Source organism: Paraburkholderia sp. A3BS-1L (assembly GCF_051125215.1).
Lineage (GTDB): Bacteria > Pseudomonadota > Gammaproteobacteria > Burkholderiales > Burkholderiaceae > Paraburkholderia.
This window is the reverse complement of sequence record NZ_CP120442.1, coordinates 2,560,164-2,574,652: the sequence shown is the minus strand read 5'-3', so window position 1 is coordinate 2,574,652 and position 14,489 is coordinate 2,560,164. Positions and strand designations below refer to the sequence as shown.

Annotated in this window: 14 protein-coding genes and 1 pseudogene; 11 read left to right on the top strand and 4 right to left on the bottom strand. The window is 63.0% G+C overall.

Going from position 1 to position 14,489, the window contains the following annotated elements; all coding sequences use genetic code 11:
• Positions 1 to 50: 50 nt before the first annotated feature.
• The 4 genes and pseudogenes from P5W99_RS11740 to nadC all read left to right on the top strand — a co-directional run bounded on the left by P5W99_RS11740 (position 51) and on the right by nadC (position 4,839).
• Positions 51 to 1,057, top strand: a pseudogene (locus P5W99_RS11740) (mechanosensitive ion channel family protein).
• A gap of 314 nt (positions 1,058 to 1,371) precedes the next feature.
• On the top strand, positions 1,372 to 2,568 hold the full coding sequence (locus P5W99_RS11735; RefSeq protein WP_434660877.1) for a DesA family fatty acid desaturase: 1,197 nt from the start codon (positions 1,372 to 1,374) through the stop codon (positions 2,566 to 2,568).
• A 226-nt stretch (positions 2,569 to 2,794) separates the two neighbouring features.
• Positions 2,795 to 3,925, top strand: a complete 1,131-nt coding sequence (nadA, locus tag P5W99_RS11730; RefSeq protein ID WP_434660875.1) for a quinolinate synthase NadA — start codon at positions 2,795 to 2,797, stop codon at positions 3,923 to 3,925.
• The gene (nadC, locus tag P5W99_RS11725; RefSeq protein WP_434662562.1) at positions 3,925 to 4,839 is read left to right on the top strand and encodes a carboxylating nicotinate-nucleotide diphosphorylase; all 915 of its coding nucleotides are present in this window, start codon (positions 3,925 to 3,927) and stop codon (positions 4,837 to 4,839) included. The genes nadA and nadC overlap by 1 nt, the downstream gene beginning before the upstream one ends.
• Before the next feature lie 93 nt (positions 4,840 to 4,932).
• Here nadC and nadB read toward each other — a convergent pair whose 3' ends face one another.
• The 4 genes from nadB to radC all read right to left on the bottom strand — a co-directional run bounded on the left by nadB (position 4,933) and on the right by radC (position 8,256).
• Entirely contained in the window at positions 4,933 to 6,534 is a 1,602-nt protein-coding gene (nadB, locus tag P5W99_RS11720; RefSeq protein ID WP_434660874.1) for an L-aspartate oxidase, read from the bottom strand.
• A gap of 216 nt (positions 6,535 to 6,750) precedes the next feature.
• Positions 6,751 to 6,918: a 50S ribosomal protein L33 gene (gene rpmG / locus P5W99_RS11715; protein ID WP_027817504.1), complete on the bottom strand. Its 168-nt coding sequence runs from the start codon at positions 6,916 to 6,918 to the stop codon at positions 6,751 to 6,753.
• A gap of 10 nt (positions 6,919 to 6,928) precedes the next feature.
• Positions 6,929 to 7,162: a 50S ribosomal protein L28 gene (gene rpmB, locus P5W99_RS11710; RefSeq protein ID WP_027794135.1), complete on the bottom strand. Its 234-nt coding sequence runs from the start codon at positions 7,160 to 7,162 to the stop codon at positions 6,929 to 6,931.
• Between the two features lie 296 nt (positions 7,163 to 7,458).
• On the bottom strand, positions 7,459 to 8,256 hold the full coding sequence (radC, locus tag P5W99_RS11705; protein ID WP_434660872.1) for a RadC family protein: 798 nt from the start codon (positions 8,254 to 8,256) through the stop codon (positions 7,459 to 7,461).
• 160 nt (positions 8,257 to 8,416) lie between these two features.
• Here radC and P5W99_RS11700 point away from each other — a divergent pair, with 160 nt between their 5' ends.
• From P5W99_RS11700 to P5W99_RS11670, 7 genes are all read left to right on the top strand, one after another.
• Entirely contained in the window at positions 8,417 to 8,872 is a 456-nt protein-coding gene (locus P5W99_RS11700) for an FKBP-type peptidyl-prolyl cis-trans isomerase (RefSeq protein WP_434660871.1), read from the top strand.
• Positions 8,873 to 8,877: 5 nt separating this feature from the next.
• Positions 8,878 to 9,837, top strand: a complete 960-nt coding sequence (gene ispH, locus P5W99_RS11695; protein ID WP_421024575.1) for a 4-hydroxy-3-methylbut-2-enyl diphosphate reductase — start codon at positions 8,878 to 8,880, stop codon at positions 9,835 to 9,837.
• A 546-nt stretch (positions 9,838 to 10,383) separates the two neighbouring features.
• Positions 10,384 to 10,587, top strand: a complete 204-nt coding sequence (locus P5W99_RS11690; protein WP_434660868.1) for a hypothetical protein — start codon at positions 10,384 to 10,386, stop codon at positions 10,585 to 10,587.
• A gap of 211 nt (positions 10,588 to 10,798) precedes the next feature.
• Positions 10,799 to 11,749 (top strand): branched-chain amino acid ABC transporter permease, encoded by a 951-nt coding sequence (locus P5W99_RS11685; protein ID WP_434660867.1) that lies wholly within the window; start codon positions 10,799 to 10,801, stop codon positions 11,747 to 11,749.
• A gap of 15 nt (positions 11,750 to 11,764) precedes the next feature.
• A complete protein-coding gene (locus tag P5W99_RS11680) occupies positions 11,765 to 12,934 on the top strand; it encodes an ABC transporter permease subunit (RefSeq protein WP_434660866.1) in 1,170 nt (389 codons plus the stop codon).
• Between the two features lie 15 nt (positions 12,935 to 12,949).
• Positions 12,950 to 13,726: an ABC transporter ATP-binding protein gene (locus P5W99_RS11675; RefSeq protein WP_421024571.1), complete on the top strand. Its 777-nt coding sequence runs from the start codon at positions 12,950 to 12,952 to the stop codon at positions 13,724 to 13,726.
• Positions 13,726 to 14,442: an ABC transporter ATP-binding protein gene (locus P5W99_RS11670; RefSeq protein ID WP_421024570.1), complete on the top strand. Its 717-nt coding sequence runs from the start codon at positions 13,726 to 13,728 to the stop codon at positions 14,440 to 14,442. The genes P5W99_RS11675 and P5W99_RS11670 overlap by 1 nt, the downstream gene beginning before the upstream one ends.
• Positions 14,443 to 14,489 lie beyond the last annotated feature (47 nt).

Genomic DNA, 14,489 nt, shown 5'->3' with positions numbered 1-14,489 from the left:
AGCGCCGAGCGGTTACTTTTCAGCGCCTCTTTTGCACATTGTTGCACCGCATGAACAGCAGCCTTTCGTCACTGATCAATCGCGCCGCCTCGCTCTTCGTGCTGCCGCAAACGCGCTGGCAACTCCTGATCCTTGCTGGCTTGCTCGTGGTTGCCTGGACACTTGCCTTGCTGGCGCGGCGGTTTTTCCAGCGGCGGGCGCCAGGGCAGCGAGACGGGCGGCACTTTGGAATGGAAAGCCTTTACCGGGCCATTTTTTGGCTGTGCGCTGCCGCGCTGATCGTGCCGGTCCGGCAGCTCGCGCGGCCCTTCATGTCGACGCCGCTGCTCGATCTCGCACTGGTTTCCGTGGTCGGTATCGGCCTGATCTATCTGGCTTTCTTTCTCCTGCGACGGGTGTTCGGGCGCGACCGGCGCACGCGCAGGCTGCTCGTGGTGAGCGAAGGCATCACAACCATCGTCGTGTGGGGCGGCGTGCTGTTGCGCGTGCTGGGCCTCGGTTGCAGAAAATCGCCAGCAACTATGTATCGGGCTTCATTGTGCTGGCGGACCGGTCGTTGCGTATTGGCGACACCATCAGCGTGGGTGGAATTCAGGGCCGGGTCACGCAGATCCACCGCCGTTACACGGTCGTGCGCAGCCTCGACGGCATCGAGACGCTGATCCCCAACGAAAAGCGGATTACCGACGTGGTGCAGAATCACTCGTCTTATTTGACTCGGGGCTATGCGAAATTGTCCGTTCGGGTGGCGTACACATCGAACCTGGAACTGGCGCTGCAATTGCTCGCCCTTGCCGGGCAAGGCGTCAAACGAGTCTGCGCCGATTCGATGCCGACGGCCGCTCTGGTCGAGTTCGGAAGCGACGGGGCGTTGCTGGAACTGGCGTTCTGGATCGCGGATGCGGCGATCGGTCCGACCGGCGTGCGTTCGGACGTGAACCGCAACGTGTGGCGGCTATTCGGTGAGCACGGGATCGCCATTCCGCCGGCGCAGCGCGATGTGCGCCTTGTCCATCGGCCGATGCCCGCGCCGGGTAACGTCGCCCTGGCCACTTGAGGTTACTTGCGGCAACCTGAGGCAACTTAAGGCCAGGTTAAGGCGCAGCAGCGATCCTGTGGCTGCCAGACGCGGCGGCAAACGATGAAATGGGGTTCGAAGGCTAGGGAAAGTCTCGGACAGGTGTGACAAACAGCCTCAAATGTGTGTCCAGCAATTGACGTCGCGGCCATTTGGGAAAAAAATCTCTATTTGTTACAAACACTTGGAACGGTTCTAGTAGAATGCCGTCCAACCCCTCCTGGCCGCTTTCATTTTCTTGACATCGGCGCGGGCCTGAAAGGCCGGTGCGCTTCGTTTCACGGGTAAAAACCTTGTTGAATTCCCTGCTTGATTTCCTTGCCCACGGGATGCTGCATTTCTCGTGGTGGCAGATCCTGCTGTTCGTGGCTGTGGTCACCCACATCACGATCATTGGCGTGACGGTGTATCTGCACCGCTGCCAGGCGCACCGCGCGCTCGACCTGCACCCCATTGCCAGCCACTTCTTCCGTTTCTGGCTGTGGATGACCACGGGCATGCTCACGGGGCAGTGGGCGGCCATCCATCGCAAGCACCACGCCAAGTGCGAGACCGAAGAGGATCCGCACAGCCCGCAAACGCGCGGCCTCTGGAAGGTGCTGCTCGAAGGCGCCGAACTCTATCGCGCCGAAGCGAAAAACGAAGAAACGCTGCGCCGCTTCAGCCACGGCACGCCCAACGACTGGATGGAGCGCAACGTCTACACGCGCTTCCCGATCCTCGGCGTGAGCATCATGATGGTGATCGACGTTGCGCTGTTCGGCGTGGTCGGTCTTACGGTGTGGGCCGTGCAGATGGCCTGGATCCCGTTCTGGGCCGCCGGCGTCGTGAACGGCCTTGGCCACTTCTGGGGCTATCGCAACTTCAATTCGTCGGATGCGAGCACGAACCTGCTGCCGTTCGGCATCATCATCGGCGGCGAGGAACTGCATAACAACCACCACACCTTTGCGACCTCCGCGAAGCTCTCGAACAAGTGGTACGAGTTCGACATCGGCTGGATGTACATCCGCATGATGCAGGCAGTCGGTCTTGCCAAGGTCAAGAAGGTCGCGCCCACGCCGCGCCTCACCAAGGGCAAGCTCGTGGCCGACCACGAGACGCTCCAGGCCGTGCTTTCGAACCGCTATGAAGTGATGGCGCGTTACGCGAAGGCCGTGAAGCTGGCGTATCGCCAGGAGCTCGCGCACCTGAAGGAGGTGGGCGAGCGCGAGAAGTACAAGCTCATGCGCGGCGCGCGCAACTGGTTCGACAAGGAGGAGTCCAGCCTGAACGAACCGCAGAAGCGTCAATTGCCGCAGATCTTCGCGAATAGCCAGAAGCTGCGCACGTACATCGAACTGCGCAACGAACTCTCGGCCATTTGGGAGCGCTCGAGCGCCTCGCGCGAGCAACTGCTGACGCAGCTCCAGGATTGGTGCCACCGCGCCGAGCAAAGCGGTATCAAGGCGCTTCAGGAGTTTGCGTCGCGTCTGCGCCGCTACGCCTGATTTTTCGCTGGTTTTTTCGGCCACTGCGTCCTGCGTGAGTCTCGAAAAAATCCATTAGAATTCAGGTACGTCACAAAACCCCGCGCTGGCGGGGTTTTTCTTTTGGGGCTGCGGAAAAATGCCGGTGTCTTGCACCGGCCTGGGACTGCAGCGATCGGCAGGACCGTAACATGTGCATGGGGCCGGAGTAAGCGCTTTGCTCCCACTCTGGCCGACAGAGGAGATCATGAGTCAGGCAATCAGGAAGGTCGAGTACGACCGGCCGCAGGGTGCCGTCTGCGGCGTCGGGCAGGCGTGGGCGAAGGTGCCCGACGCACCCGGCGCAGCGGAGCGCGTTGCATTGAAGGAGCGCATTCGCGCATTGCTCAAGCGCGAAAAAGCGGTGCTCGTCGCGCACTATTATGTCGATCCTGAATTGCAGGAGCTGGCGGATGAAACGGGCGGCTGCGTAGCCGATTCGCTCGAGATGGCGCGTTTCGGCCGCGATCACGAGGCGCAGACACTCGTGGTGGCGGGCGTGCGCTTCATGGGAGAGACCGCGAAGATTCTGAGTCCCAACAAGCGCATCCTGATGCCGGACCTCGACGCGACTTGCTCGCTCGACCTCGGCTGCCCCGTCGATGAATTTTCCGCGTTTTGCGACGCGCATCCCGATCGCACCGTGGTGGTCTATGCAAACACCAGCGCGGCTGTGAAGGCTCGCGCGGACTGGATGGTGACTTCCTCGATCGGCCTGGAGATCGTCGCTCATCTGCACGCGAAGGGCGAGAAGATCCTTTGGGCCCCTGATCGCCATCTGGGCAACTACATCCAGAAGAAGACCGGTGCCGACATGCTGCTGTGGCAGGGCTCGTGCCTCGTTCACGACGAATTCAAGGGCATTGAGCTCGATTTGCTGCGCGCCGAATATCCCGATGCGAAGGTGCTCGTGCACCCCGAATCGCCTGAGGCGGTTGTTGCGCTGGCGGACGTGGTCGGCTCGACCACGCAATTGATCGATGCTGCGGTGAAGCTCGATGCGCAGCGTTTCATCGTCGCGACCGATCTCGGCATCCTGCACAAGATGCGGCTCGCGGCGCCGGGCAAGACCTTCATCGAGGCGCCCACGGCCGGCAACAGCGCGACCTGCAAGAGCTGCGCGCATTGCCCGTGGATGGCCATGAACGGTCTCTCGAATCTCGCCGACGTGCTCGAGCGCGGCCACAACGAGATTTTCGTGGATGCTGCGATTGGCGAGCGGGCGCGCCTGCCGATCGACCGCATGCTCGCGTTCGCCGCCGAACACAAGCGCCGCGTGCAGGCGAGCGGCGACCTCGCGCGCGATACCGCACTGTTCTCGCAGGTGGGGGCGGCGTGATGACGAATTTGAAGGAAGGCGCGCGCGAATTGCGTGCAGCGGACGCCGTCGCGCCCGTGCTCGACGAAGTCCGCGCGCAGTACGGCGCGGCGTTCGACGCCGCGATCGCGCGCAATGTGGCGGATGCGCTCGAGGAAGACGTCGGCCCGGTCGACCAGACGGGCCGTCTCGTGCCCGCGGACGAAGTGCGCGATGCGCGCATCATCGTGCGCGAGGACGCGGTGCTGTGCGGCGTGCTGTGGTTCGATGGCGTGGTGAAGCGCGTCGACCCGCGCATCGAGGTGCGCTGGCACTATCGCGAGGGCGAGCGCATGACGGCGGATAGCATTGTCTGCTCGTTGCGCGGCACGGCGCGTGAGCTTCTCACGGCCGAGCGCAACGCGTTGAATTTCCTGCAACTGCTCTCGGGCGTGGCGACCGTGACCCGCCGCTACGTCGACATGATCGCGCACACGCAAACGCGCATTCTCGACACGCGCAAGACGCTGCCGGGCCTGCGCCTCGCGCAGAAGTACGCGGTGCGCGTGGGCGGCGGCGTGAACCAGCGCCTTGCGCTTTACGATGGCATTCTGATCAAGGAAAACCATATCGCGGCGGCCGGCGGTGTCGGCGCGGCGATGGACGCGGCGATCGCCCTGAATGCCGGCGTGCCGATCCAGATCGAAGTCGAGACGCTCGAACAGCTCGATGCGGCGCTCGCGCATGGCGCAAAGTCGGTGCTGCTCGACAACTTCTCGTTCGAGATGATGCGCGAGGCGGTCACGTGCACGGCAGGGCGCGCGGTGCTCGAAGTCTCGGGCGGCGTGAACTTCGATACGGTGCGCACGATTGCGGAGACGGGCGTGGATCGCGTCTCGATCGGCGCATTGACCAAGGACGTGCGGGCCACGGACTATTCGATGCGTATCGTCTGAGCGCGCTGCGTTCCACCAGTGCGGCAACGAAAAAGGCCGCCTCGCGAGGCGGCCTTTTTGCTGGGCCGAAGGCTCTGTCGAGCCTCCGCTGCTTTACGACACGGTGCGATTGCGCACGCGCTCCGGCGAGAGTACGGTCGGCAGCGCCTTGGGCAGCGTGCCCGGCCAGTCGCGGCTGTAGTGCAGGCCGCGGCTCTCGCGGCGCGAGCGCGCGCTTTCGACGATCAGCGACGCCACGTCGACCAGATTGCGCAACTCCAGCAGATCCCGCGTCACGCGGAAGTTCGCGTAGTACTCGAGGATCTCGTCGCGCAGGAGGGCGATGCGGTGCTGCGCGCGCTCGAGGCGCTTGTCGGTGCGCACGATGCCCACGTAGTTCCACATAAGGCGGCGCAGCTCGTCCCAGTTGTGAGCAACCACGACTTCCTCGTCGGAATCGGAGACGCGGCTTTCGTCCCAGTCGGGCAGCGGGGCGTGCGCGCCCGCGCTGAAGCCTTCGGCTTCGATCGCCTCGGCAGCCGAACGGCCGATCACGAGGCATTCGAGCAGCGAGTTGCTGGCGAGCCGGTTGGCGCCGTGCAGGCCCGTGTACGAGGTCTCGCCAACCGCATAGAGCCCTGCGAGGTCGGTGCGCCCGGCCAGGTCGGTGACGACGCCGCCGCAGGTGTAGTGCGCAGCGGGCACGACCGGGATGGGCTCTTTGGCGATGTCGATGCCGAACTCGCGGCAGCGCGCGAGGATCGTCGGAAAGTGCTCTTCGAGGAACGCCTGCGGCTGATGGCTGATATCCAGATGCACGCAGTCGATGCCGTGTTTCTTGATCTCGAAGTCGATCGCGCGCGCGACGATATCGCGCGGCGCGAGCTCCGCGCGCGCGTCGTGCGCGGGCATGAAGCGCGTGCCGTTGGGCAGGCGCAGCACGCCGCCTTCGCCGCGCACGGCCTCGGAAATCAGGAAGGACTTGGCGTGCGGGTGGAACAGGCAAGTGGGGTGGAACTGGATGAACTCCATGTTCGCGACCCGGCAACCCGCGCGCCACGCCATGGCGATGCCGTCCCCGGTGGCCGTGTCGGGGTTGGTCGTGTAGAGGTAAACCTTGCCCGCGCCGCCCGTGGCCAGCACCGTATGCGGCGCCTGGATCGTCACCGTGCGGTCGTTCTGCAGATCGAGCGCGTAGAGTCCGTGGCAGCGGCGGCCCGGCAGGCCGAGACGATCGGACGTGATGACGTCGATCGCCTGGTGATCTTCGAGGATCGTGATGTTCGGGTGCTGGCGGGCGCGTTCGAGCAGCGTTTGCACGACGGCATGGCCGGTGGCATCGGCGGCGTGTATGATGCGCCGGTGGCTATGGCCACCTTCGCGCGTGAGATGGAAGCCGAGTTCGGCGGCGGCGTCCTTGGTGAACGGCACCTCCTGGCCAATCAGCCACTCGATGGCCTCGCGGCCATGCTCGACGATATAGCGCGTGGCGGCTTCCTCGCACAGACCGCCGCCGGCGACGAGCGTGTCGTCGACGTGGTTTTCCACGCTGTCGGCCGAGTCGAGCACTGCGGCGATGCCGCCCTGCGCGCGGTCGCTTGCGCCCTCGGTCATGGCGCGCTTGGCGATCAATACCACGCGGCGCGAATCCGCGAGGTTCAGCGCAACACTTAGTCCCGCCAGTCCGCTGCCGACGATCGCTACATCGAAATTCATGGTCCTGCCTCTCCGTCTCTCGTGTTCTGCTCTGTCTGGTACCGCCCGAAGCCGCGCGGGAGCCGACTTTTGAAGATGGCGCGCCCGTGGGCGGCCGGTAAAGCGGGAAGCATACTCCGATAGGGGAGCGGACGAAAAGCACACATGTGGCGCAAAAAGAAAAACCCCGCCGGAAGGCGGGGTTTTCTGTCTTCGTCAGGCTCGAAACCCGATCAATTACTTGATCTTGGTTTCCTTGTACTCGACGTGCTTGCGAACAACCGGGTCGAACTTCTTGATCGACATTTTTTCCGGCATGTTGCGCTTGTTCTTGGTGGTCGTGTAGAAGTGACCCGTACCTGCGGTCGACTCGAGCTTGATCTTGTCGCGGATGCCCTTGGCCATGATTTACTCCTTACAGTTCGCCGCGTGCGCGCAGGTCTGCGAGCACGGAGTCGATGCCGTTCTTGTCGATCAGGCGCAGGCCTGCGTTCGAGATGCGCAGACGCACCCAACGGTTTTCGCTTTCAACCCAGAAACGGCGGTTTTGCAGATTCGGGAGGAAACGGCGCTTGGTTTTGTTGTTTGCGTGGGAAACGTTGTTGCCGCTCATCGGCGCTTTCCCAGTGACTTGGCATACACGTGCCATGAGTGCACTCCTACGGAAATTCTGAGTTCGAGAGCCGCTTAAGTTTCCCAGGCGAGAAATGGCCGGAATAAGAGCGCGCTCACGTATGGATGAGAGACAACCTCGAACCCAGGCCGTATTTCCCCTGGAATGCCGCGACGGGCTTCGGAACAGGGTTGGAAATAGGCAAACCAGAATTCTAGCAGGAAGACGCCTGGAAAATCAAACACGATTTGCAGATTCAAACGCGATTTGCAAATGCTGCTGCGGCGTCGCTTAACACCGGCTCCGGAAATGATTGGGATGCCGCCGCTGGGTCAATCGAGGCCGTGCTGCGCAAACGAAAACGTTTCCTGCGTGCCGATGATCAAATGGTCCACGAGCTGCACTTCCACGAGTGCGAGGGTTTCGCGCAGCACCCGCGTGAGGCGCCGGTCGCTGGCGCTCGGCTGCACCGCGCCCGACGGATGGTTATGCGCGACGATCAGGCTTGCCGCATTGAGCATCAAGGCGCGCCGCACGATCTCGCGCGGGTACACCGCCATGCGGGTGAGCGAGCCGCGCGTGCTTTCTTCAGTGCGGATCAGCCGGTGCCGTACGTCGAGAAATAGGCACACGAACACTTCGTAGCCTCGCCCGCCGATCAGCAGGCGCAGATAGTCTTCTACCGCGCCCGGTGAATCGATCAACGGCTTGTCTTCGAGTTGCTCGGCGAGCGCGCGGCGGGCAAGTTCGAGCACCGCCACGAGCTTCGAGGCCTTGGCCGGCCCGATGCGGTGCAAGCCTTCAAATTCCTCGCGCTGCGCGTCGAGCATGGCGCGCAGCGATCCGAAATGCACCAGCAACGATCTGGCCACGTCGAACACATTGTGACCTCGCAGACCCGAGCCAAGCACGAGCGCGACCAGTTCGAGGTTGGAGAGCGCGGCCGGGCCCGATTCGCGCAGGCGCTCGCGCGGCATTGCGCGGCGCTGCGCCGCAGTGTGCTCGCTGCCCGTGACCAAAGCGGCCGGCGGGGTTCGCGCCACGTCGCCCGCAAGGGCGGGCGGCGCGCCGCCGGCGCCGGAAGCGGCCCTGTCGCGCCAAAGCGGCTTGTTACAGGCGATTTCGAACATGCGATCTCCTCGCGCCGGGCGGCGCTTGCGCCCGCCGCCCGGCAATCATGTGGCTTACAATACGGGTTTTCCGACCGCAGGAAGGCGGCCGGACCGGCCCCTCGAGGGCGCCTTCCGCACGCACGCGTGGCGCTCGCGACCAGACGAAAATGAGTACCGCATGAGCATCATCGACATCTCCGAGGTGAAACCCGGTTCCCACGTCACGCTGAACTACCGGCTTTCGCTTGCCGATGGCACCGAGATCGTCAATACGTTTGCCGATCGCCCCGCCACGCTGCTGCTGGGCGTCGGGCAGCTTTCGCCGCCCCTGGAGAACATTCTGATCGGTCTGAAAGTGGGGCACCACTCCACCTTTCAGCTAGAACCCGGCGTTGCTTTCGGTCAGCGCAATCCCGATCTGATCCAGCGCATCTCGCTCAAGACGCTGCGCGACAACGCGGTGATCGGCGAGTCGTTCAAACCCGGCGACCTCGTCGAGTTCAACGCCCCCGACGGCGGCCGCTACGCCGGCGTGCTCAAGGAGGTGAACGACAGCTCCGCGCTGTTCGATTTCAACCATCCGCTCGCTGGCCAGGCGGTTGCGTTCGAAGTGCAAATCATCGGAATCCTCTAAAGCCCATGACCACGGACACGTCCCAACTCGCCGACGCAGAAATTCTGCTCGCCCAGCCGCGCGGGTTTTGCGCCGGCGTCGACCGCGCCATCGAGATCGTCGAGCGGGCCATTCAACTGCACGGCGCGCCCATTTATGTGCGCCACGAGATCGTCCATAACGCCTACGTGGTCGAAGACCTGCGCAAGAAGGGGGCGATCTTCATCGAGCAACTCGACGAAGTACCGCCGGGCAACACCGTCATCTTCAGCGCCCACGGCGTGTCCAAGGCCGTGCGCGCCGATGCCGAGGCGCGCGGTTTGCGCGTCTACGACGCCACTTGCCCGCTCGTGACCAAGGTGCACGTCGAAGTGGCGAAGATGCGCGAGGAAGGCCTCGACATCGTGATGATCGGCCACAAGGGACATCCGGAAGTCGAAGGCACCATGGGCCAGGTGGGCGAGGGCATGTATCTGGTCGAGGATATCGCCGACGTGGACGCGCTCACCCTGCGCGATCCGCAGCGCGTGGCGTTCGTCACGCAGACCACGCTCTCCGTTGACGATGCCGCCGATATCATCGCCGCGCTCAAGCAGCGCTTTCCCGATATTCGCGAGCCCAAGAAGCAGGACATCTGCTACGCCACGCAGAACCGCCAGGACGCGGTCAAGTTCATGGCGCCGCAGTGCGACGTCGTGATCGTGGTGGGTAGCCCGAACAGTTCCAATTCGAACCGTCTGCGCGAAGTTGCGGAAAAGCGCGGCATTCCCGCCTATATGGTGGATGCGCCGGACCAGATCGATCCTCGCTGGCTCGAAGGCAAGCGCCGCATCGGCCTGACCGCGGGTGCATCGGCGCCCGAGGCGCTCGCGCAGCAGATCATCGAGCGTTTGCGCGAACTGGGCGTGAGCAATGTTCGCGCGCTCGAGGGCATCGAAGAAAGCATTGCATTTCCGCTGCCGCGGGGTCTCGGGCAGTCCGCCTGATATCGGGCCTCGACTCCGGCTTCAGAAGAAAGCGCACCGACGGTGCGCTTTTTTTATTGTTGCTGAAATCATTAAATAGGGCGGCATCGTGCGAAATGTGAGGTAAACCGCCTTGTTTCAGCCTGGTCGTATTAGTGTTTTCGCTAGAGGGCAGGGTTCAATTCCGTGGTATGACCCCATTTTTTTGAGAGGTTGAGACAGTCCTGATGCCCTGTGCACCGATTTGGTGTGGAATCCCAGCATCTACTTAAATCCGCAAAACGATGTGAGCAAGGCCCGCCTGGTAAGGCATCGCGCCAGGGCGAAACAACACTTGATGCATACGTGGGAGATTTTGGTGCAACTGATGCACTGAAATATGGCGCAACCATGGGTGCAACCTCAGTCGCCTTCTTATTTCAAAAATAGGTTGCAATGCAGGAAAACCCTGTCGGTTCAACAATATTGCCTGCCGCATAATTGGCGTTACAATGCGCGCGTTCTGGGGGGAATGTCCTTGTGAGGCCCTCCAGGCAAGCATTTCGGAAGGCGCAGGAGACCTGATTAATGCAAGTCGAGTTTGCTTTTGCCGCGCCTTCGGCGGCTGCGGTTGCAACGCACCAGACGTGGTTCGTCCGCAGTGTAGAAGCGGGCACGAGCGCAATCTCGATCATTGCGCCCAAGCAGGGAGTCATGACGTACAACGTATGCACGGCTGGCCGCAAGGTCCGCGGCGCAGGCGTTGCTGCGGATGTGACAGGCAGTTGTTGAACCCGACGGCACCGAACCATCCGACGGTGCCGTTTTTGCATCCGCTTCCGGCGAGCCTGCCGCTGCAACACAGCAGCAAAGCAAACTGGGTGTGGCCAACCTTTACCGGTCTTTTACTTCAGTACCCGAGAGTGTCGTTGCGGTTCCGTAAAACATCGCCCACCGGCCGATGACGAGCGCGAATCCGGTCGCACGGGCAAAGGAGCATTAAATGGATATTTTCATCCAGCAGATCCTGAACGGGCTGGTGCTTGGCAGCATCTACGCCATCATCGCGCTGGGCTATACGATGGTGTACGGGATTCTGGGCATCATCAACTTTGCGCACGGCGACGTGCTCATGGTTGGCGCGATGGTCGCGCTGTCCGCGATCAACGTGCTGCATAACCACTTCCCGGGTCTCGGGCACATCCCCACGCTGATCATTGCGCTCGCGATCGCCGCGGTGGTCTGCGCGTTCGTCGGGTACACAATCGAAAAAATCGCGTACCGGCCGTTGCGGCGCGCACCGCGTCTCGCCCCGCTGATCACCGCCATCGGCGTGTCGATCCTGCTTGAAACGCTCGCGATGATGATCTGGTCGCGCAACCCGCTGGCCTTCCCGCAACTGATCTCGACCGATCCGATCAATGTGATCAAGGCGACTGATACGACCGTCGGCGCCGTGATCTCGCCGACCGAGATCGTGATCATCGCTGTCGCGTTCATCGTGATGGCGGGCCTTTTGGTCCTCGTGCACAAAACCAAGCTGGGCCGCGCGATGCGTGCCATCGCGGAGAACCCGAACAACGCGAGCCTGATGGGCGTGAATCCGAATTTCGTGATCTCGGCCACCTTCATGATCGGCTCGGCGCTGGCTGCACTGGCTGGCGTGATGATTGCCTCCGAATACGGCAACGCGCACTTCTACATGGGCTTCATTCCCGGCATGAAGGCGTTCACCGCAGCAGTGCTGGGTGGTATCGGCAACCTGGGCGGCGCGATGGTGGGCGGCGTGGTGCTGGGCCTCATCGAGCAGCTTGGCGCCGGCTACATCGGCAGCCTTACGGGCGGCGTGTTCGGCAGTAACTATCAGGACGTGTTCGCGTTCATCGTGCTGATCGTCGTGCTCGTGTTCCGTCCGTCGGGGCTGTTGGGCGAACGTGTCGCAGACCGCGCATAAAGAGGGGAGCACAACATGACATCCATTCAACCGATCGAGCCGTCGACGACGCTCATCCCCGAAAAGAACACCACGAAAACCCTCACGGTCGGGATCGTTACGGCCATCGTCGTCGCCGCGCTGCCGTTCGTGGTGGGCGCCGCGGGCGGCAACTACTGGGTCCGCGTGCTGGACTTCGCGATGCTCTATGTGATGCTCGCGCTGGGCCTCAATGTGGTGGTGGGCTTCGCCGGACTGCTCGACCTGGGCTACATCGCGTTCTACGCGGTGGGCGCCTATGTTGCCGCGCTGCTGACCTCGCCGCACCTCACGACCCAGTTCGAGTGGATCGCGCACATGTTCCCGAACGGCATGCATACGCCGTACTGGATCGTGGTGCCGTGCGCGATGGGGCTCGCGGCGCTTGCGGGTGTGCTGCTCGGTGCGCCGACGTTGCGTCTGCGCGGCGACTATCTCGCGATCGTGACGCTGGGCTTCGGGGAAATCGTCCGGATCTTCATGAATAACCTCGACCGTCCGGTGAACATCACCAACGGGCCGCAGGGCATCACGGGCGTGGCGCCGCTGCACATCGCGGGCATGGATCTGTCGCAGCCGCATACGGTGTTCGGCTTCACGTTCACGTCGGTGTACGGCTACTACTACGTGTTCGTGCTCTGCGCGCTGCTTGTGATCTGGGTGTGCACCCGACTGCAGCATTCGCGCATCGGCCGCGCATGGGCTGCGATCCGGGAAGATGAAATCGCCGCCAAGGCCATGGGCATCAACACCCGTAACGTGAAGCTGCTCGCGTTCGCGATGGGCGCGTCGTTCGGCGGCCTCTCTGGCGCTATGTTCGGCGCGTTCCAGGGCTTCGTCTCGCCGGAATCGTTCACGTTCTGGGAATCGGTCGTGGTGCTCGCCTGCGTGGTGCTCGGCGGTATGGGCCATATTCCGGGCGTGATTCTCGGCGCCGTGCTTCTGTCGATCTTCCCCGAGTTCTTGCGCTCGACCATGGGCCCTCTGCAGCACGCGCTGTTCGGCCACCAGATCGTCGATACCGAAGTCATTCGTCAGTTGCTCTACGGCCTCGCGATGGTCGTCATCATGCTCTACCGCTCGGAAGGTTTGTGGCCTGCCGCGAAGCATGAAGACAAGATCGCGAAGATCGCGAAGCGCACGAGCAAGAAGCCGGTGCGCGCGTAAGGGGAGACACACAATATGAGCAACAATCAGATTCGCTTGTCCGTGAAGGGCGTGAACAAACGCTTCGGCGGCCTGCAGGCGCTCTCCGATGTGGGCCTGCAGATCGAGGCAGGCACCATCTACGGCCTGATCGGCCCGAACGGCGCGGGCAAGACCACGTTCTTCAACGTGATCACGGGCCTCTACACGCCGGATTCGGGCGAATTCCGGCTCGACGGCGACACCTATACGCCGACCGCCGTGTACCAGGTGGCGAAGGCAGGCATCGCGCGCACGTTCCAGAACATCCGCCTGTTCGGCGGCATGACCGCGCTGGAAAACGTGATGGTGGGCCGCCACGTGCGCACGAAGCATGGCCTGCTGGGCGCCGTGTTCCAGACGCCGGCCGAGCGCAAGGAAGAGCGTGAGATCAAGGAGCGCGCGCTCGAACTGCTCGAATACGTGGGCATTGCGCAGTACGCCGACTACACCTCGCGCAATCTCTCGTACGGCCACCAGCGGCGTCTGGAAATTGCGCGCGCGCTGGCGACCGATCCGAAGCTGCTCGCGCTCGACGAGCCGGCTGCCGGCATGAACGCGACCGAGAAGGTCGAACTCACGCGCCTGCTCGACAAGATCCGCGCCGATGGCAAGACCATCCTGCTGATCGAGCACGACGTGAAACTGGTGATGGGCCTGTGCAACCGCATGACAGTGCTCGACTATGGGAAGGTGATTGCCGAGGGTCTGCCGCAAGACGTGCAGAAGAACCCGAAGGTGATCGAGGCATATCTGGGCGCGGGAGTTCACTGATGGCTACACCGGTTCTGAAAATCAAGGGCCTGCAGGTCAACTACGGCGGCATTCAGGCGGTCAAGGGCGTGGACATGGAGGTCCAGCAGGGCGAGCTCGTCACGCTGATCGGCGCGAACGGCGCGGGCAAGACCACCACCATGAAGGCGATCACGGGCCTGAAGCCATACTCGGCGGGCGACATCGAATACATGGGCCAGTCGATCAAGGGCGTGCCGGCGCACGAGCTTCTGAAGCGAGGTCTGGCGATGGTGCCGGAAGGTCGAGGCATCTTCGCGCGCATGTCGATCGTCGAGAACATGCAGATGGGCGCGTACCTGCGCAACGACAAGGACGGCATCCAGAAGGACGTCGACCGCATGTTCGGCTTCTTCCCGCGCCTGAAGGAGCGTGCGTCGCAGCTCGCGGGCACGCTCTCGGGCGGCGAGCAGCAGATGCTGGCGATGGCGCGCGCGATCATCAGCAAGCCGAAGCTTTTGTTGCTCGACGAGCCGTCGATGGGTCTGTCGCCGATCATGGTGGAGAAGATCTTCGAGGTGGTGCGCACGATCTCGGGCGAGGGCATCACGGTGCTGCTGGTGGAGCAGAACGCGCGGCTCGCGCTGCAGGCGGCGAACCGCGGTTACGTGATGGACTCGGGACTCGTGACGATGGAAGGCGACGCGAAGCAGATGCTCGACGATCCGAAGGTGCGCGCGGCGTATCTGGGCGAGTGAGCGGGTGAGCGACGCAAGGCGGTCTGCATGACCGCCAGAAGCACGAA